This window comes from Halomonas sp. NYA30, from assembly GCF_976980765.1.
This window is the reverse complement of record NZ_OZ334477.1, coordinates 3,362,162-3,384,620: the sequence shown is the minus strand read 5'-3', so window position 1 is coordinate 3,384,620 and position 22,459 is coordinate 3,362,162. Positions and strand designations below refer to the sequence as shown.

The 22,459-nt window shown below is 52.3% G+C and carries 12 protein-coding genes and 1 tRNA gene; 11 read left to right on the top strand and 2 right to left on the bottom strand.

Features of this window, described 5'->3' with window-relative positions:
* Nucleotides 1-166: 166 nt before the first annotated feature.
* On the top strand, nt 167-2,125 hold the full coding sequence (locus tag ACWI0H_RS15750) for a ligand-gated channel protein (protein ID WP_485873920.1): 1,959 nt from the start codon (nt 167-169) through the stop codon (nt 2,123-2,125).
* A 153-nt stretch (nt 2,126-2,278) separates the two neighbouring features.
* Here the strand turns inward: ACWI0H_RS15750 and ACWI0H_RS15745 are convergent, their stop codons facing one another.
* The gene (locus tag ACWI0H_RS15745; RefSeq protein WP_485873919.1) at nt 2,279-4,411 is read right to left on the bottom strand and encodes a TonB-dependent receptor domain-containing protein; all 2,133 of its coding nucleotides are present in this window, start codon (nt 4,409-4,411) and stop codon (nt 2,279-2,281) included.
* 311 nt (nt 4,412-4,722) lie between these two features.
* On the opposite strand from ACWI0H_RS15745, the gene ACWI0H_RS15740 reads away from it, so the two are divergent.
* The 5 genes from ACWI0H_RS15740 to ACWI0H_RS15720 are packed head-to-tail and all read left to right on the top strand — an operon-like array spanning nt 4,723 to nt 10,490.
* Entirely contained in the window at nt 4,723-5,634 is a 912-nt protein-coding gene (locus tag ACWI0H_RS15740) for an ABC transporter substrate-binding protein (protein WP_485873918.1), read from the top strand.
* Between the two features lie 17 nt (nt 5,635-5,651).
* Nucleotides 5,652-6,653, top strand: a complete 1,002-nt coding sequence (locus tag ACWI0H_RS15735) for a FecCD family ABC transporter permease (RefSeq protein ID WP_485876252.1) — start codon at nt 5,652-5,654, stop codon at nt 6,651-6,653.
* Between the two features lie 8 nt (nt 6,654-6,661).
* Complete coding sequence (locus ACWI0H_RS15730; RefSeq protein ID WP_485873917.1) at nt 6,662-7,795, top strand: FecCD family ABC transporter permease; 1,134 nt, start codon at nt 6,662-6,664, stop codon at nt 7,793-7,795.
* Nucleotides 7,792-8,619 carry an ABC transporter ATP-binding protein gene (locus tag ACWI0H_RS15725; protein ID WP_485873916.1) on the top strand — a complete coding sequence of 276 codons (828 nt, stop codon included), beginning with the start codon at nt 7,792-7,794 and terminating at the stop codon, nt 8,617-8,619. Before ACWI0H_RS15730 ends, ACWI0H_RS15725 begins: the two co-directional genes overlap by 4 nt.
* Before the next feature lie 59 nt (nt 8,620-8,678).
* Nucleotides 8,679-10,490 carry an ABC transporter ATP-binding protein gene (locus ACWI0H_RS15720; RefSeq protein ID WP_485873915.1) on the top strand — a complete coding sequence of 604 codons (1,812 nt, stop codon included), beginning with the start codon at nt 8,679-8,681 and terminating at the stop codon, nt 10,488-10,490.
* A gap of 10 nt (nt 10,491-10,500) precedes the next feature.
* Here the strand turns inward: ACWI0H_RS15720 and ACWI0H_RS15715 are convergent, their stop codons facing one another.
* Nucleotides 10,501-11,091, bottom strand: coding sequence for a hypothetical protein (locus ACWI0H_RS15715; RefSeq protein WP_485873914.1), 591 nt, complete (start codon nt 11,089-11,091; stop codon nt 10,501-10,503).
* Nucleotides 11,092-11,203: 112 nt separating this feature from the next.
* On the opposite strand from ACWI0H_RS15715, the gene ACWI0H_RS15710 reads away from it, so the two are divergent.
* The 5 genes from ACWI0H_RS15710 (at nt 11,204) to ACWI0H_RS15690 (ending at nt 22,153) form a co-directional block, all read left to right on the top strand.
* A tRNA-Ile gene (locus ACWI0H_RS15710) sits at nt 11,204-11,280 on the top strand.
* Nucleotides 11,281-11,513: 233 nt separating this feature from the next.
* A complete protein-coding gene (locus ACWI0H_RS15705) occupies nt 11,514-14,456 on the top strand; it encodes an SNF2-related protein (protein ID WP_485873913.1) in 2,943 nt (980 codons plus the stop codon).
* Between the two features lie 34 nt (nt 14,457-14,490).
* Entirely contained in the window at nt 14,491-17,691 is a 3,201-nt protein-coding gene (locus ACWI0H_RS15700) for a site-specific DNA-methyltransferase (protein ID WP_485873912.1), read from the top strand.
* The gene (locus ACWI0H_RS15695) at nt 17,691-18,803 is read left to right on the top strand and encodes a virulence RhuM family protein (RefSeq protein WP_485873911.1); all 1,113 of its coding nucleotides are present in this window, start codon (nt 17,691-17,693) and stop codon (nt 18,801-18,803) included. Before ACWI0H_RS15700 ends, ACWI0H_RS15695 begins: the two co-directional genes overlap by 1 nt.
* On the top strand, nt 18,800-22,153 hold the full coding sequence (locus tag ACWI0H_RS15690) for a DEAD/DEAH box helicase family protein (protein WP_485873910.1): 3,354 nt from the start codon (nt 18,800-18,802) through the stop codon (nt 22,151-22,153). Before ACWI0H_RS15695 ends, ACWI0H_RS15690 begins: the two co-directional genes overlap by 4 nt.
* The last annotated feature ends 306 nt before the right edge of the window (nt 22,154-22,459 follow it).

The following is a 22,459-nucleotide window of genomic DNA, read 5'->3' as shown; positions in this document are numbered from 1 at the left end:
AGGTTTAATTGTGCCACTGTTTGGTGCGAATGAAAATAATAGGCATTTGTGTTCCGTTTTGCTGAACGCACCGTCTCACCCCATTATGGAAAGAGTGTGCAAAAATACAAATGCTAATAATTCCCATTTATAGGGCAACTGCTCACTTACATGAAGGACTTTTTCTATGTCTCCCTGTTTGCGCCGAACGCTGCTGGCTAGTGCTATCTCTACTCTTTCCAGCGGCACCCTATGGGCACAAGAAGCACCACGGTTAGATGATATGGTGGTGACTGCCTCCGGCTTTGAACAGTCAGTTTCGGATGCGCCAGCGTCTATTAGTGTGATTTCACGCGAGGAATTGGAAAGGGGCCACTATCAAGATGTTACCGATGCGCTGCGCGATGTGCCCGGTGTGATCGTGACCGGTGGCGGCGCGGGGGATAACGGCCACGATATCTCTATCCGCGGCATGCCCTCCCAGTACACGCTGATACTGGTGGATGGGCGCCCACAAAACTCGCGTGAGTCTCGGCCCAATGGTAGTGCCGGTTTTGAGCAGGATTGGCTGCCGCCACTGCAGGCAATCGAGCGTATTGAAGTGGTGCGTGGGCCAATGTCGACGCTCTACGGCTCCGATGCCATTGGCGGTGTGATTAACGTGATTACCCGCAAAGTTGCCCAGGAGTGGCACGGTAATGTCCAGCTCGACACGGTACTGCAAGAGAGCAGTGATTCTGGCGACAGCCGCCAAGCCAATTTTTATCTAAGCGGCCCGCTGGTAGGGGATAGGTTGGGGCTGCAGCTTTATGGGCGTACTTCTCAGCGTGACGAAGATAATATTCTTAACGGCTACGAAGATAAAAGCCTGCAAAGCCTGACAGCACGGTTCAGTCTTGCCGCCTCGGATAACCACGACTTTACCGCTGAAGCCGGTATTACCGAGCAGGAGCGTCAATCGCTAATGGGTAACTCGGCGCCCTCAGAAGGCTGCCGAGGTGGCTGCACGGATAGCTTCAACGATTATACCAATCGGCATGTTGCTCTGACCCATAGCGGCCGCTTTGATATTGGCACCAGCGAAAGCTTTGTCCAGCGGGAAACCAGCGAAAACCCATCGCGGGAAATTGAGATCACCAACACCACCGCTAAAACCAGCCTGGTGATGCCGTTGGGTGCCCATATGCTCACCTTGGGCGCGAGCTACGAAGAGGAGTCGCTGGATGACAACACGACCAACCAGATTTCCGATCGTACTAACGTAGAGCAGCGGCAGTGGGCTCTGTTTGCAGAAGATGAGTGGCTGCTGACCGATACTTGGGCGTTGACTGGCGGTATACGGTTAGACGATGCTGAAAACTACGGTAGTCACATCAGCCCGCGGCTCTACAGTGTGTGGAACATGACCCCAGATTGGACGTTAAAAGGCGGAGTTTCCACCGGCTTCCGTTCGCCTAACCTGCGCGAAGCCACTGCTGACTGGGGGCAAATCAGCCGAGGCGGTGACGTTTACGGTAACCCGGATTTAGAACCAGAAACCTCGCTCAATAAGGAACTGGCGCTGCTGTATGCCAATGACGCCGGGCTAAGTGGCGGTATCACACTGTTCCATAATGACTTTGAAGATAAAATCACCCGCATTGCCTGCCCCGAAGGTGTGTGTGCCGATGAGCCTAACCAGTTCGGCAGCGATCCTACTTATCGCATCAACATTGATGAAGCGGTCACACAAGGGGTAGAGGCAAGCATAGCGGCGCCGCTAAGCGAGGCAGTTGAACTAACAGCCAGCTACACCTTTACCGACAGCGAGCAGAAGAGCGGTGAGTACGCAGGCGAACCGCTCACCCAGCTCCCGCGCCATCAGGTATCGGCCACGCTAGATTGGCAAGTCTCGCCCAAGCTGCGCCAGTGGACCAAAGCGACCTACCGCGGTGAAGAGAGCCAGCCCAATACCGGCCCCTCGCAAAGCGCCATTGTGGCACCTTCCTACACCTTTATAGATGCAGGCGTGGGCTATCAGCTTAATGAAACAACGCAGCTCAACGCCGGCATCTACAACCTGTTCGACGAAGCGATCGATTACGACGAGTACGGCTATGTAGAAGATGGCCGCCGGGTTTGGTTGGGTCTCAACGTTGCGTTCTAAACCAGTTTTCCAGTAATAGGTGCACTACTGCAGCGGCTATCCAGCGATAGCCGCCTTTTTTTGGCTAAGAAGAGCGCGTGCTAATTATCAAAAAAGCCCCGGCGCATAGCCGGGGCAGAAGACAGCATTGAAACAGTAGCGAGCTGAAACCGATTAAAACTCGTAGCGGGCGGAGAGCCACAGGCGGCGGCCTTCCTCACTATTGGCGTACACATTGCCAAAGCTAGTGCCATCGCCATAGGCGCGGTAGTCAACGAAGTCTTTATCAAACAGGTTGTAGATCGTGGCGCTTAGGTTAAGGCTGTCGGACACCGCGTAATTACCGCCCAGGTGAAACAGTGAGTAGGCTTTAAAATCACCTAAATCATCATAGGAAGGAGCGCCACGAACGCTTTCACGATTACGGTAGCGTTCGCTGCGGTACTCCGCGGAGAGCCACGTGTCCAGTTTCGCAGTGGTTTGCCAGCGCAGCGTGGCATTGACCGCGTGCTCTGGGGTATCGGTAAGCGGATCGCCTTCATTTTCGCCGCTTTGCTGTTCACTATCGGTATAGGTGTAATTGGCATTCAAACGCCAATCGGGATTGAACTGATAGCTGGCGGCTAGCTCGATGCCCTGGGTGATGGCTTCATCAATATTGATATCTTGGCCATAAAGACCGTCGGGAATCAGCGGATCGTTTTCGATCAAGATATCGTTGCCACTGGCGATCTTGTCGTCAAACTGGTTGTAGAACAGCGTCGCGCTGGCGGTGAAACCCTGTTGATTATCGTAGTGAGCGCCGATCTCGCTGCTGGTGCTGGTTTCCGGCTCCAAGTCAGGGTTACCGATGGTCAGCACGGTACCCTGTCCGGTGACACCATTAATGCCAGCGTGCAGCGCATTAAGCGTTGGGGTCTTATAGCCGCGGCTAACACCGCCTTTTAGCGTCCACTCCGGGGTAGTATTCCAAACCAAGTAGCCGCGTGGGCTGAACTGGCTGCCAAAAGCATCGTGGTGGTCATAGCGACCGCCTAGAGTCAGGGCTAAGTCCTCTTGCAACAGCCACTCATCTTCAGCAAATAGCGACCAAGTGGTTTGCTCGAAAGTCTCCCCTGCAAGGCCATCATCAAGTTCTGCATCCCACCACTGCATCCCTACCGTGGTCATATGATTGTCTAACGGCATGATGAACTTGCTATCGAGCACCGTATTAGTGGTCTCAAGCTCGCGCGGGTCCCCGCCGACAATGCCTGGAAAACCGTCGTAAGCCTCACCTATTGCGCCTGGAATGGTGCGCCCTTTGGTTTCGGTGGTATTGCGCATTAGGCTAGTTTCCAACGTGCCTGATGCAAACCGACCCGTGTGGCCAATCGCGACTTGTTCACGCTCAAAGCGCAGTTCGTCAGAGTAGCCAAATGCTTCGCCTGGTTCCGGGTCGCAGCTACGAGTGCGTCCGTCAAGCGTGCCTAACTGGCATTCATCGTTGTTATAGCGCTGTCGGTTTACTTCACCATCAACCCAGAGGTCATTGTTGTCATCCGGTGTCCAGGTCAGCTTGCCGCCCAGGTTGTAAATATCGCCCTCGACCGGGCTGGGGCCGCGCTGGCTTACTTCAATCGGGTCACCGTTCTCGTCGCTATAGACAAGCTCGGAGGCGTCGCGCTCATAGAAGCGTCCGCGCAGTTGAACGCCCAGTGTATCTGCCACTATTGGGCCACTGGTATAGAGGTTGATTTCCCGGCGGTCGCCAAAATCACGATCCTGGTTAAAGGTATTCTCAACGCCCACGGAACCTGTCCACTCACGGCCAACGCGGCGGGTAATAATGTTGATGACACCGCCCATGGCATCGGAGCCATAAAGCGTCGACATCGGCCCACGAATAACCTCAATGCGCTCGATGCTGGATACGGGGGGGAAGAAGCTGGTCGAGGTTTCGCCAAAGCCGTTAGGCGTAACGCTGCCCGCCGCATTCTGACGCCGTCCGTCGATCAGTATCAATGTGTAGTCGCTCGGCATACCGCGGATGCTGATATTACTGCCACCCGTTTTACCCACTTGGCCACCTACATCGACGCCTTCAATATCGCGCAGGGCATCGGCAATGCTAGTGACACGCGTGCGCTCAAGCTCCTCACGTGAGATCACCGAGATGCTGGCCGGTGCGTCTACCATGGCTTGCTCAAAGCCACTGGCAGATACCACCATATTGCCTAACTGAGCGGTTTCTTGCGCATAGGCGCCCGAAGAGACAGCGGCTAGTGCAATGGCACTGGTTAATGTGTGACGCGTAAAGTCTTGCATGAAAACCCCTTGGTAATACGATTCGATTGCTTATGATATTAATTATCAAATAGGGTTGAGAGTCTAAAAAGAAAAGTTCCTATTTGCGATGCAAAATTGAGGAACGATTTGTTGCATAAAGTGAAACGTATAAGCCGGCGATGGGTTGCAAGAAGTGGAACGTAGGATTCTACCGAATAGTAGTGCAGGTGCTTTTGAGAATCGTTACTATCTATCTCAACGTTTTGTCTTGAGAGAAAGCTATGTGGGTTAAAACGACATCAAAGACTGACCGCCACACGACTATTCACACTAGGAGCTGGCGTCTCAGCATGGCTATCGCGCTGTGTGCCTTGATCTTCACTGTTTTAGGGGCAACTACTGCGCAAGCTCGCACGCTAGAAACCGCTTTTGGAGAAGTAAGCGTTGAGGGAACCCCGGAGCGCGTTGTAACGCTGTACGAAGGGGCGCTGGATGCCGCCGTGGCGGCAGGCGTGAACCCGCTAGGTGCCGTTACCACCCGTGGTGGCGATAACGTGGCGGGCTACATTGAAGCTCATCTTGGCGATGACCGGCCGGCGATTATGGGCGTGGTGCGCGAGATCAACATCGAAGCCGTGTTGGCGCAGCAGCCGGACCTGATTCTGGCCCCTGCCCAGCTCTCTGGTGAGCAGTATCAGCTGCTATCCCGCATTGCGCCCACGGTGGTGCCACCCACTAAGCCACTTGCACCGGATAACTGGAAAGACGAAGCGCGCCTTTATGGCGAAGCGCTTAATCGACAAGAGGCGATTGCAGAGGCCATTGAGGCCGTGGAACAGCGCGCTTCTGAAGTGGCCGAGGCAGTGGAGGCCGCAGGTGTTGGTGGCAGTACGTTTTTGGTTCGCTGGATGCCCGGTGGCCCAATGGTCATGTCGCAAAACCTTTTCTCAGCAGGGCTTTTAGCCCAAGCCGGTTTGGATATTCAGGACGGTGGATTGGTGGGGGAGCGCGGCGTGCATAGCGATGTGCTTAGCTTGGAAAACCTCTCACAAGTGGACGGTGACTGGCTGTTCCTGGCAACGCTAAACGAAGACGGCCAAGCAGCGTTGAAGGCGGCCAAGCAAAGTAACGCCTTTACGCGGCTTAATGTCGTGCAGCAAGAGCGCGTAGTGCCGGTTGATGGCCAACTATGGACCAGCGCCAACGGCCCGCTGGCCGCGCAAGCGATCCTTGATGATATAGAGGCTGCGCTATTGCCGTGACATTTCCGTCTTCTGCAATGACTAACCTCCGTACTCATCCGCGTACGCTGATACTGCTACTCCTCACCGCCTTAATGGCGGTGAGCCTCGTTAGCCTACTGATTGGCGCGGGAAGCGTTGGCCCCGGTCGGGCGTTGGCGCTACTTAGTGGTACGCAGGACAGCGAAGCGCAGTTTATCGTGTGGGAGCTGCGCGCGCCGCGTACCTTAATCGGCATCGTGGTGGGGATGGCATTAGGGGTGGCGGGCGCGCTATTGCAAGCGGTGGCGCGCAATCCGCTGGCTGAACCGGGCCTTTTAGGCGTAAGTGCGGGTGCGGCATTTGCCGTGGCGCTTGCGCTAGTACTCGGCGCCAGTGCCGCTACCTTACGTATTTCAGTGGCGCAATTAGGTGCTTTGGTGGGCTGCGTGTGCGTATTGAGCGTGGCGCGCTTTCGCGGGGTGGGCAATGACCCTATTCGGTTAGTGCTCGCCGGGGCTGCGTTTTCTGGGCTGCTGGCGTCACTCACTTCGTTGATTCTGCTTTATGATCAGCGCGCCGCGGATGAAATACGCTTCTGGGTGATTGGCAGTTTGGCAGGCCGCCGCTTAGACGACTTGCTAGCGGTGCTGCCCAGTATGTTGGTCGCGACAGTGGTCGTCATATTGATCGCCCGGCCGTTAGCCGCGCTGGCCTTAGGCGAACGAGTTGCCTCCGGGTTGGGCCACCACCCAAACCTTATTCGCTGGTTGGTCGTGGCCTGCGTGGCGCTTTTAGTCGGCGCGGCCACTGCTATCGCAGGGCCAATTGCGTTTGTGGGGCTGGTGGTGCCGTTTGTTGCGCGCGCCTTTGCCGGGCCGGATATTCGCCGCACGCTTTGGTTTTGTCTGCCCATTGGGCCGCTGATCGTACTCGCTGCCGATATTATTTCACGAGTTGTAGTCGCCCCTTCAGAACTGCCGCTGGGAGTGCTCACTGCGTTGTGTGGCGCGCCTGTATTGATAGCCGTCGTGCGTGCGCGCCGCTTACCGATGTTATGAGTGGGATTATGAAAGCCACCTCTATCCGTTCCTCTGCTACTTTCTCATCTGGCGCTTATGACACTACAGCGCGTGAGGGCGAAAATAGCAGCGTACCGCCACCGCAAGGCTATTGGCGCTTAGCTTGGCGAAGCCGCTACGGCGCAAACAGTCTGCTGTTTGAACAGCGTGCGCTAGTGGTTAACCTTGGTTTGTTAACCACACTACTGCTCGCTTGTATGCTCTATTTAAGCCTAGGCAGCGTTCCGGTAGCGCCGGGAATGGTGCTGAAAGCACTGGTTGGCAACGCTGACATGATGGCCACCTTTGTGGTGCAAGAGCTACGTTTGCCACGGTTGGCTGCCGCCTGCTTTACCGGGGCCGCCTTCGCACTGGCAGGCATTTTGATGCAAACGTTAGCCCGCAATCGCCTAGCGACGCCGGGCATTATCGGCATTGATAATGGCGCGACGGCGTTTGCCGTGGCATCCATCGTAGGGATAGGTGTTTCAATTGCACCGCCCGCCATGGCATTGGCAGGGGCGACCACGGCGGCAGTGCTTACCTTTGGTTTAGCGGCAGGCAGTGGCACACAGGGCTACCGTTTTATCGTTGCGGGGATTGGCGTTGGTGCGGTATTTGGCGCGGTGACGCAACTGCTGCTTGCCCGGGTGGCGATTGATACCGCCAACGCCGCCTACCCCTGGACGGTCGGTTCGCTTAATGCCCGACCCAGCGGTGCGCTACAGCTACTCATGCTCGGGTTAGCGTTAGGGCTGACAACCGCCCTGGCGCTGGCACGTTCACTAACGCTGCTACGTTTTAAAGATGCCACCGCGAGCGGTTTAGGGGTTAACGTCAAACGCCGCCGCTTGGAAGTGCTGCTGCTGTCGGTTGCACTGACGGGGTTGGCGGTCGCTGTTGTCGGGCCAGTAGGTATGGTGGGGCTAATTGGCCCCGAGATCGCCCGGTCGCTGTCGAGTTCCCGCGGCGTGCCACTTTTGGCGGCAACGCTTGCCGGGGCGCTGGTAATGGTGCTCGCTGATCTGGCCGGGCGTACGCTGCTCACACCCATTGAGATTCCTGTGGGTATCGTGACCGCAGTGGTTGGCGGGCCGTGGCTACTTTGGATATTAATGCGCCCGCAAAGGAGCTACACATGAGCCATTCCCCGTCGACATCAATGCCCTTATCAATGCCTTCGCTGGCGACTCAATCACTCGGCATGAGTTATGGTGCCCGGCTGGTGATCGAAGGCTTGAATATCTCCCTACCCAGCGGCCAAGTCACCGCCATTGTGGGGCCCAACGGCTGTGGGAAATCAACGCTATTGGCCGGGCTTGCGCGCCTGCATAAGCCTGACAGCGGGGCGGTACTGCTGGATGGCGCCGATATTCAACTCCTGCCCACCCGCCAGTTGGCGACGCAGCTGGCGCTATTGCCTCAAGAGGCCGTCGCGCCGGAAGGCTTAACCGTCACCGAGCTGATTCGCTTTGGCCGCCAGCCCCATCAAGGGTGGCTCCGCCAGTGGTCAGCAGAAGACCAGCGGGTAGTTCAGCACGCGCTGGCCGCAGCAGGGCTTGAGCAACTCGCCGATCGGCCAATTGACGCGCTTTCCGGTGGGCAGCGGCAACGCGCCTGGATTGCCATGACCATCGCCCAACAAACGCCGTTACTGCTACTGGATGAACCTACCTCGGCACTGGATCTTGGCCATCAGATCGAAGTGTTCGAATTGGTTAAGCACCTTGCCCATCACGGTCGCACCGTGGTGATGGTACTTCACGACCTCGCTAGTGCCTGCCGCTACGCTGATCACTTAATCGCCATGCGGGAAGGGCAAATTGTGGCGGAAGGGCCGCCCGTTACCGTGGTCACTCAAGATTTAGTACGCACGCTTTATCAAGTAGAGTGCACACTATTAACTGATCCTGATACCGGTAGCCCGCTGCTTGCCAATGTGCGGCGCTCTCCGGCGGTTAGCTAGTTTAAGGCTATTGCTTAGCCAATAGATTAAGCCAACAACAATCTTAGAAAGGTAACCTTGTGTCCTCTCCTGCGCACAGTTTTCAAGCTTTGGTGCGGCTACTGCGCTACGCCAAAGGCTATCGGCGGCGCATTATTGCCGCCACCGTCTGTTCCGTTATCAACAAGCTGTTTGATATTGCCCCAGAGATATTGATTGGGGTCGCCATTGATGTGGTGGTCAATCAAGAGCAGAGCTTTGTGGCAAGTTTGGGATTTGAAACGCCCCAACAGCAGATCACGATGCTGGCGGTACTGACGTTCTTTATCTGGGCAGGGGAGTCGCTGTTTGAGTACTTGTTCCAGATTTTATGGCGCAACTTAGCCCAGCGGCTACAGGCGGATATGCGCCAGGATACTTATGAGCACGCCCAGCGGCTGGATATGGCGTTCTTTGAGTCGAAAAGCTCCGGCCAGCTTGTAGCGACCATGAACGATGATGTGAACCAGCTTGAGCGCTTTCTGGATGGCGGAGCCAACGCGCTGATTCAGGTGGTGGTCACCGTGGTAGCCGTGGGCGCGGTGTTCTTCGTGCTTTCGCCGCTGATAGCGCTGCTGGCGTTCACACCGATTCCGCTGATTATCTGGGGGGCGTTCTTCTTCCAGCGTAAAGCCGGGCCGCTGTACAGCGATGTGCGTGAAAAGGTCGGTGATTTGGCCAGCCGGTTAACCAATAACCTTAGCGGCATCGCCACGATTAAAAGCTTCACCAGCGAAGACCGTGAAGCCGAGCGCCTGCGCGATGCCAGCGAAGCCTACGTGGAAGCCAACCGCCGCGCGATTAAGGTTAGCTCCGCGTTTATTCCGGTCATCCGCATGGCGATTTTGGCGGGCTTTCTCGCCACCTTTACCGTCGGCGGCATGATGGCGCTTAACGGCTCGCTGAACGTGGGCGCTTACGGCGTGCTGGTATTCCTGACGCAGCGGCTGCTCTGGCCGCTCACCGGCCTGGCCCAAGTGATTGACCTGTTTGAGCGTGCCATGGCGAGCACGCGTCGCATTCTTGACCTGCTCGAAGTGCCGATTACGGTCAAAGATGACAGCACCACACCGCTTAACCAGCCAGTACGCGGCGAAGTAACGATTGATAATGTCAGCTTTCACTACGCGACCAGCCTTGTCGGGGTCGATGGCATTCACCTGCACGTGCCTGCGGGCAACACCTTAGCGCTGGTGGGGGCTACGGGGTCGGGAAAATCCACCTTGATCAAACTGCTGCTGCGTTTTTACGACCCGGAAAGCGGGCGCGTACTGATCGACGGGCAACCGATTACCGACGTCAGCATGAACTCGCTACGCCAGTCGATTGGCCTGGTTAGCCAGGACGTTTATCTATTTGAAGGCAGCATTCGCGACAATATCGCCTACGGCAAACCTGACTCGGACGACGCGGCGATTATCGATGCCGCCAAAACGGCGGAAGCGTGGAGCTTTATCGAGACGTTGCCCCAAGGGCTGGATACGCCAGTGGGGGAGCGGGGCGTGCGGCTTTCCGGCGGCCAGCGCCAACGGCTTTCTCTAGCCAGGGCGCTGCTGAAAGACCCGCCTATTTTGGTGCTGGATGAAGCCACTAGCGCAGTGGACAACGAAACCGAAGCGGCCATTCAGCGCTCGCTCAAGCGTATTGCCCATGGCCGCACGGTGATTATGATTGCTCACCGGCTTTCGACCATCGTGCATGCCGATGAGATCGTCGTAATCGAGAAAGGCCAAGTGGCCGAGCGGGGCAGCCACTCGAGCCTATTGGCAGCTAACGGCCACTATGCCGCCCAGTGGCGCGTACAAACCGGCGAAGCCCAGGCGGGGGATGTGGAAGCAATTAGCAACCTTTAACGGCTATCGATTATCTATTAACCAGGAGCGCATTGAGAGTGACGGGCACATGCTCGTCAATCTCTTGATAGCCCAGCATCGACAGCACGGTGCGCACCGTGCTGTTGGCCATCAGTGCTCGGCCATCCATCGCCATTGGTTCCGCGTGGGTCACGCGTATCTCGTTCAAGCCTTCGCGGGTAAACCGCAGCGGCACGGATTCCTGCTGGTTAATCATGTCGGACTGAACGCGAAACTCCAACGTCTCCACCAGTGATTCACCAATATCTAAGCTATCTAAACGCTCGGGTGGCATCTGTGCCACTAGCGTGACCAGGGTGGTATTTGCCAGCATGCCTATCCATGGCGGTAGCTCGCCAAACCGCTCAAGCACATCCGTTTGGCTAAGTTTTAACGGCAGGCGCAGCGTACCATCGCTGGAGATATCACCCTGCAGATCACGCACTTGATGGTGATGAGTTTGCGGTGCTTCGCCGTTCAACTGAGTAATCGACGCCTGCACCTGGGACTGGGCAGGGTCAAGCTGCCAGTCAGCGAAAGCCGGCACTGCTAACAATAGGGGAAATAGAGCAATCAATACTTTCACAACGCGTCTCCGCATAAAGAACTACTCACCAGACTGCCCAATCCACATAAAGTGCCGTAATGACATCAAGATAGCGCAAAGGGGGTAGCCTCACTCTGCCACATTCGCTATGATATGCACGCTTTTCGGGCCTATAGCTCAGTTGGTTAGAGCAGGGGACTCATAATCCCTTGGTCGTAGGTTCAAGTCCTACTGGGCCCACCACTTCTATATTTGCCTATTTTAAAAGCAGGGGATTATAAGTCCCTTGGTCTGCGGGTAACGTATTTCCCCCTCGTTTTATTCTCCTGTTTGTCATTTTACGAAAGTTTAAAGGCTGATCCCCATTGGCTAGCGTGTATGATATGTGTCTTTCATCAGCCGTTTACAATATGGGGAACAAGCCCTCTTGAGGCTACAGGTGCCATCGTTATCAACCCGTGGCTAGGCTAGGTGCAATGCAAACGTTAATCACTGCTTACCACGCCAAGTATTACGCCCACGAACTAACTCGACGTCACGGGGCGGATGGTGTCGATCGTCTATCTCAATCGCTATTTGATGCCAGCGTAGACCTGAACCCTCACCAGATCGAAGCGGCGCTATTTGCCATGCGCAACCCGCTACAGCAAGGCGTTCTGCTGGCTGATGAGGTGGGCCTTGGTAAAACGATTGAAGCGGCGCTGGTGGTATGCCAGTTGTGGGCTGAGCGCCGTCGAAAGCTACTGATCATTGCGCCTGCCAGCTTACGCAAGCAATGGGCACAGGAGCTCTTAGATAAATTTGCGATTCCTACTACCGTGCTGGATGCCATCGCGCTCCGTAAACAGTCAGCCGGTAGCGCCCTGCAAACCTTGCAACACCTAGCTGGTAAGACCGTCATCATCATGTCTTACCAGTTTGCTGCTCGACTAGAAGCTGAGCTGCGGGCTATTTCTTGGGATATTGTTGTAATCGATGAAGCGCACAAGCTGCGTAACGCCCATCGCCAAAGCAACCGGACTGGGCAAGCGCTGCGCCGTGCCCTGGAAGGCCGGAAGAAGCTACTGCTCACTGCGACGCCGCTTCAAAACTCTTTGATGGAAGTTTACGGGCTTTCCACGCTAATTGATGAGCATCTCTTTGGTGATGAAAAGGCCTTCCGCAAGCAATACGTGAATAATCCTGAGGGGCTGGAAGAGCTGCGCGGTCGCTTGGCTGATTTTACTCAACGTACCTTACGTAAAGACGTATTGGAGTACATTCAGTACACCGCACGGCGAGCAATAACGCAGCCTTTCAACCCCACTGACGCCGAGCAGGTTCTTTACGAGCGAGTTTCTGCCTTTTTGTTGCGCGAGGAATCTTTTGCCCTTCCCAAACGCCAGCGCCACCTAACAGGGCTGATATTACGCAAGCTGCTTGCTTCAAGTACCCCAGCTATTGTCGGTACTCTTGTCACTATCTGCGCACGCTTGGAACAGTTACTGGTTGATGAAGCCGCCGCCGATAAGATCAATCTACTGGAACAGTGGGTAGAAGAAGATGATCTTGAAACCGACTACCTGGAAGAACAAGAGCTGGAGCAAAGTGCAGGCGCTGAAATAGCCAATCAGGGCTATCTTCCCGCACTGCAGCAGGAACTGAAAACAACCGAGCAAAAGTCTCAGGCTATTCGCGAAGAAATAAATGAGCTAAACGGTATCATCACGCTGGCCCAGGGCCTACAAACTGACACCAAAGCCAAATCATTGCTCACAGCGCTGCAGTTGGGTTTTGCCAATATGACTGAGCTGGGGGCTCCCCGCAAAGCTATTATCTTTACTGAGTCGAAGCGTACCCAAGGCTATCTATACCAATTTTTAGCCGCCAATGGCTATGATGGCAAGCTGGCAATGTTCAGTGGGACTAATAACCATCCAGACACCACAGTCATTTATCAGGATTGGTTAAAAGAGCATCAAGGCACAGATAGGGTTACCGGATCTCCGCAGGTGGATCGACGCACCGCCCTGATTGATCATTTTCGTAAAGATGATGGCTCAGGTGCCGACATCATGATCGCCACTGAAGCCGCTGCAGAAGGGGTCAACCTACAATTTTGTGCGCTGCTGATCAATTATGATCTGCCCTGGAACCCGCAACGAATAGAACAGCGAATTGGTCGCTGCCACCGCTACGGGCAAAAATACGACGTGGTGGTCATCAACTTCCTGAATACACGAAATCAGGCTGATCAGCGGGTATTGGAGCTGCTATCTGAAAAGCTGCACCTGTTCTCAGGGGTGTTCGGGGCTTCGGATGAAGTGCTAGGACGCATAGAAAGCGGCATAGACTTTGAAAAACGTATTCTCTCTATCTACGAGACCTGCCGCCACCCAGATGACATTGAACTAGCCTTCAACGCCTTGCAGGAGGAGCTAGAAGAAGCGATCAATGACCGGATCAAGGACACTCAAAGCCAACTGTTAGAGAATTTTGACGCAGATGTCCACGACCGGCTCAAGCTCCGACTAGATGAAGCTGAAGCACGTCTTGATAAACTGGGCCGCTGGTTCTGGGGGGTGACTCGCTACGCGTTAGAAAAATATGTGCGCTTTGATCATGCTTCCTATGCATTTGCTTTACAGAAAACTCCGGCAGGCATGAGTTCTCACATTACACCAGGCCGATATCAGTTGATTCGAGGCGCAGCTCAGCCTGACATGCTCGCTCACGCTTATCGGCTTAGCCACCCATTGGGTGAGTGGGCACAGGAAAGTAGTTTGAGCGCAAAAACCCCTCAAGCCAAAATCACTTTTGATTACAGTGCTCACAACAGCAAAATAAGCCAGGTCGAAAAATTAGTGGGCAAGACCGGTTGGTTGCGTCTGGACAGATTACAGGTCACTGCATTTGAAACGACCGAAACCTTGCTGTTTTCTGGTCTCACTGACGATGGACAGTCACTCGACCAGGAAGTGTGCGAAAAGCTGATGGCAGTTGAAGCCCAGGGCAAGCCGCAAGTGCTGGATGATAAGCCTCCAGCTCAGCTTGTCGCTAACAGCGAACGCCATATTAATGCTGCTGTTGCCGATATTTTCGAAGCCAATCAGCGCTTGTTTAATGAAGAGCGCGACAAGCTGGAAAAGTGGGCCGAAGACAAACTATTGGCAGCAGAAGAAGCGCTGAAAAACACCAAGGCGCGTATCGCACAACTCAAGCGAGATGCCCGCAAGGCTTCAACACTGCAGGAGCAGTCGGATATTCAACAGGAAATCGCCTCATTAGAAAGACAGCAGCGCCGCCAGCGTCGGGATATCTTTGCTGTGGAAGATGAAATTATAGAGCAGCGCGATCAACTTATTGACTCCTTGCAGCAACGTCTGCAGGAAACAACCGAAACAGAGACGCTTTTCACCCTGCGCTGGCAAGTCGTATGACATTGCAGGGATATAACTTTTAAGGTTTGAGTACATGAATGAATCAAATAGTCCAAAATTTCAAGAGCTTGTCACTAAGCTGCGCGAAATTTTTCAGATTGATCAGCCAGAGTTAGATTTTGGTATTTACCGGATTCTCAATGCGCGCGCTGATGAGATCAATGAATACCTAGAAAAGCGTTTACCAAAAAAAGTGCAGTCAGCCCTGAGCAGTGGCAGCAATGTTCAGCGTGAGCAGATCACTCGTGAATTGAAAGAAAAAGAAGAGCAGTACACCGCCGACGGACTTGACCCTGACAATGTACCCAAAGTGCAGGAACTGCGTCAGAAGCTGGCTGAATACAGCGCTGGGGCTTCTGAGCACGAAAACGCTGTCTTTTCTCACTTATTGACCTTTTTTTCCCGCTACTACGACAATGGCGATTTTATCAGCCAGCGCCGTTACAAGGGTGATACCTACGCCATTCCTTATTCTGGCGAAGAGGTCATGCTGCACTGGGCAAATAAAGACCAGTACTACACGAAGAGCGGTGAAAACTTTGCCAACTACAGCTTTAAGCTGGACGATGGTCGTACCGTTCACTTTCGTCTAGTGTCTGCCGATACCGCCAAAGACAACCGTAAAGACAACGATAAAGAGCGTCGCTTCGCACTCATTCACCCAAAGACGGTCATTCGAACCGATGAGCAAGGTGAAGAGTACGAGGAAGCGCTAACCCCGGTTGAGGAAGTGGTTGGCGAAGAGGGCACAGAGCTGACTATCCGCTTTGAGTATGCACCTCAGCCTAAAGGTACAAAACAGGATGCGCTCATTAAACAAGCGGTCGACGGCGTGTTAAAGGACGAAGCGGTTAAGGCTCGCTGGCTAGACTTGGGCAATCGTGTGCCTACTGAGAAGAATCCCCAGCGTACCCAGTTGGAAAAGTACCTAAATGATTACACCACCAAAAATAACGCCGATTACTTTATTCATAAGAATCTAGGCGGTTTTCTGCGCCGCGAGCTGGACTTCTATATCAAAAACGAAGTGATGCATCTGGACGATGTGCAGGATGCAGGCGCCTTTGCCGATATTGAAAAAAATCTGCGCATGATTCAGTGTCTACGTGCTATCGCCCTGGAGCTGATAAGTTTCCTTGCCCAGTTAGAAGACTTTCAGAAGAAACTGTGGTTAAAAAAGAAGTTTGTGGTGTCTAGTCACTACTGCATCACACTGGATCGAGTATTTGCTATAGGCGAAGATATAGAAGATGAAGAAGAAAAGGCCAAGGTAATGGCCTCCAGAGATTGGTTACTATCGGAGATAGTTGCCAATGAAAAGCAGTGGGAGCAATGGCATAAGCTAGGTATATGGAACGGGGTGGTTCCTGGAACCCTTGAGGACTTAAAGTCTGGGTCGTATAGGCTGCTGGATACGAGTCTTTTCGATAGCATGTTCAGTCAAATGCTAATATCGAGTATTGATAGTCTCGATAACAAAACTGAAGGGCTGATTCTGAATTCAGATAATTTTCAAGCATTAAAGTTCTTAAGTGAGCGTTATCGAGAGCAAGCTGACTGTGTTTATATCGATCCGCCTTACAATACGGATGCTAGTGCTATTAGCTATAAAAATGGATATAAAGCTTCAAGCTGGGCATCTTTGATGCAATCTCGTCTTGAAATTACACCATGTCTGATGGCCTCAGAGGGAGTTCTTGTTGCAGCCATTGATGATGCTCAGCAAAGAGAGTTGAATTTTTTGTTAACGGGTGTGTTTAACGATAATTTGCTTGGTATTATTAATGTACGTTCTAACCCATCAGGGCGGCCTACGATGAGTGGCTATGCTGTTTCCCATGAATATCTAATGTTTGCAGGGAACACTAGAAACTCAAAAATTCAAAGGCTTCCTCCGACCCCCGCCCAGCTCGCGCGTTTTAAGGAATCTGATCAAGACGGGATTTTTGAATGGAGGAATTTACGCCGCGAGGGCTCCGACTCGAATAGAAATGATCGGCGCTCAATGTATTATCCTATCTATGTGACTGACGAAGCCCTTCGTGTCCCAAAAATAGAGTGGAATGAGGAGACTGAAGAATGGGTGCCACTTGAGCAGCCTTCAGACGAAGAAACAGCCGTTTTTCCGGATAATGATGATGGTATTCAAAAGCGCTGGCGGTGGGAGTGGCGTACTGTAGAAACAAGAAGATCCGAGCTTTCAGTAAGGAAGGATCGCTCAGGGAAAAATTATGTTTATTACAAGCGACGCCCAAATGAAAGTGGTGTGGTTTCAGTTTCAACATGGGCAGATGCTAAACATTCAGCCACGGAGCATGGGTCTGCATTGCTCAAGCAACTATTTGGCTCTAACCCCTTTTCTTATCCAAAATCCATTCATGCTGTAGTAGATGCTATTTATATTGCAGGTGCGGCAGATCGTAATTCTTTAACACTAGACTATTTTGCAGGGTCTGGGACAACTGCACATGCAGTAGTAAAACTAAACAGAAAGGATGATGGGAAACGTAGATATATACTCGCAGAACAAGGCGAGTATTTTGACACTGTCCTTAAACCAAGGCTGCAGAAGATCGTTTATTCTGATAACTGGCAAGACGGAAAACCAGCCTCAGCTGAAACCGGTATCTCCCACTGTTTCAAAGTTCTAAAGTTAGAAAGTTATGAAGATACCCTTAACAATCTACAACTACGCCGTGAGGTTAAACAGAACCAAACGCTAGACGCTCTCGACCAGGCTGCAAAAGATGACTATCTGCTTCACTACATGCTGGATGTAGAAAGCCGAGGTTCACTGCTATCGGTTGAGGACTTCAACAAGCCTTTCGACTATGCCATGAATATCGCCACTGACTCTGCTGGTGCTTATGAGCGTACTAAAGTCGACTTGGTGGAAACCTTCAACTACCTGATTGGTTTGCGGGTAGATCATATCGATGCCCAGCCGGAACGCGGCTTTGTGACGGTGACTGGTACCTTGCCAAGTGGAGAAAGCTGCTTGGTGCTCTGGCGTGACTGTGACGTGATGAATTACGAAGGCGTTAGCCGCTTGTGCGATAGGCTGGCTATTAACCCAGCTGATAACGAATTCGATGTAGTTTATATCAACGGCGACCACAACATCCCCACTGTACTAACGCAAACCGCCGAAGAGGGCGGTGCAACCCGAAAGCTTCTGCTGCGCCAAATTGAGTCAGAGTTTTTGGAGCGCATGTTCTCCATGGAGGATGTGTGATGACAGAGCATGAAGATGCACCGCATCCAGATCCAGATAAGGTAGGTGAAATGGTCATCTACCCCGGTAAGGATGGACGCCTACGTGTTGAAGCCCGGCTGCATGAGGAAAGCCTGTGGCTAACGCAGAAGCAAATGGCTGAGCTGTTTGATGTCGATATTCGTACCATCAGTGAACATCTAAGAAATATATTCCAAGACAACGAGTTACAGGAAAAATCAGTTATCCGGAAATTCCGGATAACTGCGAGCGACGGCAAACGGTACCTGACCGGTTTTTACCATCTGGATGCGATCATCTCGGTAGGCTATCGCGTGAGTTCAATACGGGCTACCCAGTTCCGACAGTGGGCTACCCAAGTGCTACGTGAATACATCGTCAAAGGTTTTGCCATGGACGATGAGCGACTGAAAAACCCACCGGTAGCGGGCTCAGCGGTGCCGGACTACTTCGATGAAATGATTGAACGTATCCGCGACATACGAGCCAGCGAACGGCGTATGTACCTGCGGGTGCGTGAGATTTTTTCTTTGGCTGCGGATTACCAGCCCTCGCTTAAGGAAACGACACGTTTTTTTCAGACCATGCAGAACAAGCTGCATTTTGCGATTACTGGCATGACTGCGCCGGAGATTATTGCCAACCGCATTAACTACCAGTTGCCCAATGCTGGATTAAGCAGTTGGGCAGGTGAAGAGGTACGCAAGCGAGATGTGACGGTAGCCAAGAACTACCTGAATGAAGATGAAATACGCGAGCTGAACCGTATCATCACCATGTGGCTGGATTTTGCCGAGGATCAGGCAGAACGACGAAAGCAGGTCTTCATGGCCGACTGGGAGCAGAAGCTGGATGACTTCTTGCGGTTTAACGACCGTCAGGTATTGTCTGACGCGGGAAAACGTACTCGAAAACAAGCTGATGCTATCGCTCATGCTGAGTTTGAGAAATTTACCGCCACCCGTCGAGAGGAGAAAGAAGCCCTTGGTGCTATTGAGCACATGCGAGAGCTTGAAGGTGCTGCTCAATTGTTGAAAAAAGAGTCTGGTAAGAACAAGCCGGAGACTTCTACAGCCAGTAAACAGGGCAATACCAAGGGGGAGGCGGAGTGAGCAAGAAAAATCAGAAACGCAGCTTCCACCAGGAGTTGGTTCTTAACCGCTGGATGCTGGCGTTTTTCAACATCGAAAAATTGGCAGATTTAAAGCAGCGCCTTGGTGAAGACCGGCATGAAGGCATCGATGAGGATGGTCAGAGTAAGTTCTTTCATGAGCTGATGCACGGCTTGTTCAACCCAAACCGGGTGGCTGAGACGGATCTACGCCGCTACGACCTGAATATTGTCCGCTATTGGCAAGAGATCACAGCCGAGCGTAACAAGTTGGAAGGTCATGAGCTGCAGATGAAGTACTTTCAGTACCTATCGCTGTTATTCACCGAAATCTACATGGACTGGTATTTCAATAAGCGGCAAATCTTACTCGATGGTTTAAATGAAGAGATGGCCTGCTATCGCGATGAAAAAGGCGTAGAACCTTTTCGCGATTTTGTCGCCGATGATCTGAATAAGGTGGCGTTCTGGAATGCCACAGGCAGCGGCAAGACCCTGCTGCTTCACGTCAACATTAAGCAGTACCTTCATTACTTTCAGATGGGGCACTCGGACAGCTACCCGGATAAAATCATTCTGTTGACCCCTAACGAGGGGCTATCACGACAGCATCTAGATGAACTGAAATTGTCAGGTTTCCCTGCTCAACTCTTCAACAAAAACCAAACGCTGATGTATCCCGGTATGGTTGAAGTTATCGATATCAATAAGCTGGGCGATGAGATGGGCGACAAAATGGTCGCCGTAGAAGCATTTGAGGGTAACAACCTGGTGTTGGTCGATGAAGGACATCGGGGAACTGGTAAAGATGCCACGGCATGGATGCGGCGTAGGAATGCTTTGATACAAGGCGGATTTGCCTTTGAGTATTCCGCCACTTTCGGTCAAGCGGTTGCGAAAGGCTATACCGTGGAAATGGCGGAGCTGGAAACGCAGAAAAAGCGTGCCAAGATGCTGTTCGGCACTAGCAGCCTGAAAAAGCTGGATGAAACTCAATTGGCAGAGCTGACGCTATCTCTAGAGGATAAGCGCCTTGCCCGAGTGACAGCCACTCGCGAAATCTACGCCAAGTGTATTCTGTTTGATTACTCCTATAAGTTTTTCTATGAAGACGGTTACGGTAAAGAGTCGCTGATTCTCAATATGAATGGCGATGCCTACGAGCAGGGAGATAATGCGGCTAAGTACTTCACTGCCTGTTTGCTGGCTTTTTATCAGCAGTTATGGCTGTGGAGCATTCATCGCGAAAAACTGAACGATTTCAACATTGAAAAACCACTCTGGGTGTTTGTAGGCAATACGGTATCCGGGGAAGATTCAGACATATTGGAGGTTGTTAGCTTCCTAGCAGATTTCTTGAACAATGATGCTCAAATCAAGACATGGTTGGCTGACCTGATCGCTGATAGGGCTCAGATATTGGATGCTAAAGGCAACAATATCTTCAAAGGCCGCTTTACACCTCTGATGGGCTTCACTGATAACGTAGACGGCCTTTATGCCGATATTTTACAGCGAGTGTTCAATGCCCCTTCCAAGCAGCGTCTTAAGCTGGTCAATATAAAAAGCAGTAAAGGCGAATTAGCACTGCGCGTGGGTAATGCTGAACCATTCGGCCTGATAAATATCGGAGATGAAGGCAAATTATTCGGTCAGGCAGAAGATAAGGACACGTTCGACAGCGAGCGCGATGATTTTGGCGGCGCGTTGTTCGGCACGCTAAACGATAAGAGTAGCCAGCTTAACGTGCTAATCGGCTCACGCAAATTTACCGAAGGCTGGAGCAGCTGGCGGGTCTCGACTATGGGGCTGCTAAATATGGGGCAGGGCGAAGGCTCACAGATTATTCAGCTGTTTGGTCGTGGTGTGCGCTTGAAAGGTAAGGGCTTTTCGTTGAAGCGAACCACGCCACAGGAGCGGCCCAAAGACGTGCATCTAGATAAGCTGGAAACGCTCAATATTTTTGGCGTGCGCGCCAGTTATATGGCGGCCTTTAAAGACTATCTGCGTGAAGAGGGCATCACGCCCAGTGATGAGATTTTAGAATTGGATTTTCCCACGCAGGCTAATTTACCTGCTGGGAAGCTGAAAACGCTGGCTCTAAAGGATGGTTACAAAGATAACCAGAAAAGAGGGTTCAAGCGTACTCACTTTCCCTGGCTATATGAGATTCCGGATGAATTTGAAGGCAAGATCAAAACGCCCCAAATCATCCTCGACTTGTATCCGCGTGTGGAAGCGCTCAGTACCCAGCGAAATGCATCGCAAAGTAAGGGCCTTCAGGCGGTCAAAGAAGATAGAAACAAGGAAAAACTTAATACCGACTTATTTTCAGTTTTCGACTGGGATCGGGTCTATTTAGCGCTGCAGGATTATAAAATCCAGCGTAGCTGGAGCAACCTACGCCTTGATCGCCAAAGACTGATCGATTTCTGCTCAGGCTCAAATGAGTGGTACACCCTGTACATTCCCGCAGCTGAACTAAAAGTGCGCAGTTTTAGTGATATTCGTAAGCAGGAAGACATCCTGATTCGGCTGCTAATCGATTATACCGAGCGCTTTTATAATGCATTAAAGAAAGGGTATGAAGGCCAATTCTACGACATTATCCATGTCGATGAAGACCACGGATCGATGCTGAAGCTTTATCAAGTTGAGCTAGAAAATAATGATAAAGGAGGAGAATACCTGAAAAAGCTTGAAGCGCTGAAGCAGCTTGTCGCTGAGGGTAAAATAGGTGAGGCAAGCCAATGGTCAGCCCCGAATATGGTAGCTATAAGCTTTGACCGACATTTGTATTATCCCTTACTAGCGCTTGAAGATAAGGATGCGGTGCCCCTTAAGCTACGGCCACTGGGCTTTGATGCGCCCAGTGAATGGGAGTTTGTGCGCGACCTGGAAGCCTTCTATAACTCAGCTGCAGGAAAAGAAGCTATCGGGCACCGAAGCCTGTATTTGTTGCGCAATGCCGATAGCGAGAAAAAAGGCCTTGGTTTTGCCTTGGCAGGGAATTTTTATCCAGATTTTCTGCTGTGGCTAGTGGACGATGCAACCAATCAGCAGTGGTTGACGTTTGTCGATCCGAAGGGCCTTCGTAACCTAGACCTGACGCATCCTAAGCTTGGGCTATACAAGGAAGTAAAAACCCTGGAGTCAACATTAGCTGCTCAGGCTAAACTTGGCGAACCACCATTGACATTGAATGCCTTCGTGCTGTCGCCAACGAAGTTTTCTGATTTGCTTAACGTGGGCGATCCAAAACATAAAACCGACCTAGAGGAGAGGCATGTATTGTTTATGGAAGAGGGTGGTAATAGTTACTTGAAGAAGATGTTTGACCGCATTAGCTAGATAATGCTGCAAGGGTGGTACGTTACACAAAGCTAGGTCGAGGGGGCTATCAACCCTGATAGCCCTTGCCTGATTGGAGTGCATATTCTTTCTTCCGTCGATAAAAGTAAATAGTCCGAGCGCAGCTGCTATTACCTTGTTGGTCCCACGCTATCGCCCATAAAAGCCGACGTGGTTTCTTAGCATTAACTTTGAAGGCACGAGGGTTGTATCGCCATTTTTCCAGATTATTGGGCAAGGGTCTCAGCACTTTGGTGCCGTCCGGGTATTGCAGAATCGAGAGAATTTTCAGCGGGATCGAAAGCG

What these genes read in the sequence shown, in the direction of transcription:
- ACWI0H_RS15735 (WP_485876252.1), top strand. Translation starts at nt 5,652, where the DNA reads ATGACTAACCTCCGTACTCATCCGCGTACGCTGATACTGCTACTCCTC.
- ACWI0H_RS15730 (WP_485873917.1), top strand. Translation starts at nt 6,662, where the DNA reads ATGAAAGCCACCTCTATCCGTTCCTCTGCTACTTTCTCATCTGGCGCT.
- ACWI0H_RS15740 (WP_485873918.1), top strand. Translation starts at nt 4,723, where the DNA reads ATGGCTATCGCGCTGTGTGCCTTGATCTTCACTGTTTTAGGGGCAACT.
- ACWI0H_RS15705 (WP_485873913.1), top strand. Translation starts at nt 11,514, where the DNA reads ATGCAAACGTTAATCACTGCTTACCACGCCAAGTATTACGCCCACGAA.
- ACWI0H_RS15715 (WP_485873914.1), bottom strand. Translation starts at nt 11,091, where the DNA reads ATGCGGAGACGCGTTGTGAAAGTATTGATTGCTCTATTTCCCCTATTG.
- ACWI0H_RS15695 (WP_485873911.1), top strand. Translation starts at nt 17,691, where the DNA reads ATGACAGAGCATGAAGATGCACCGCATCCAGATCCAGATAAGGTAGGT.
- ACWI0H_RS15725 (WP_485873916.1), top strand. Translation starts at nt 7,792, where the DNA reads ATGAGCCATTCCCCGTCGACATCAATGCCCTTATCAATGCCTTCGCTG.
- ACWI0H_RS15745 (WP_485873919.1), bottom strand. Translation starts at nt 4,411, where the DNA reads ATGCAAGACTTTACGCGTCACACATTAACCAGTGCCATTGCACTAGCC.
- ACWI0H_RS15700 (WP_485873912.1), top strand. Translation starts at nt 14,491, where the DNA reads ATGAATGAATCAAATAGTCCAAAATTTCAAGAGCTTGTCACTAAGCTG.
- ACWI0H_RS15750 (WP_485873920.1), top strand. Translation starts at nt 167, where the DNA reads ATGTCTCCCTGTTTGCGCCGAACGCTGCTGGCTAGTGCTATCTCTACT.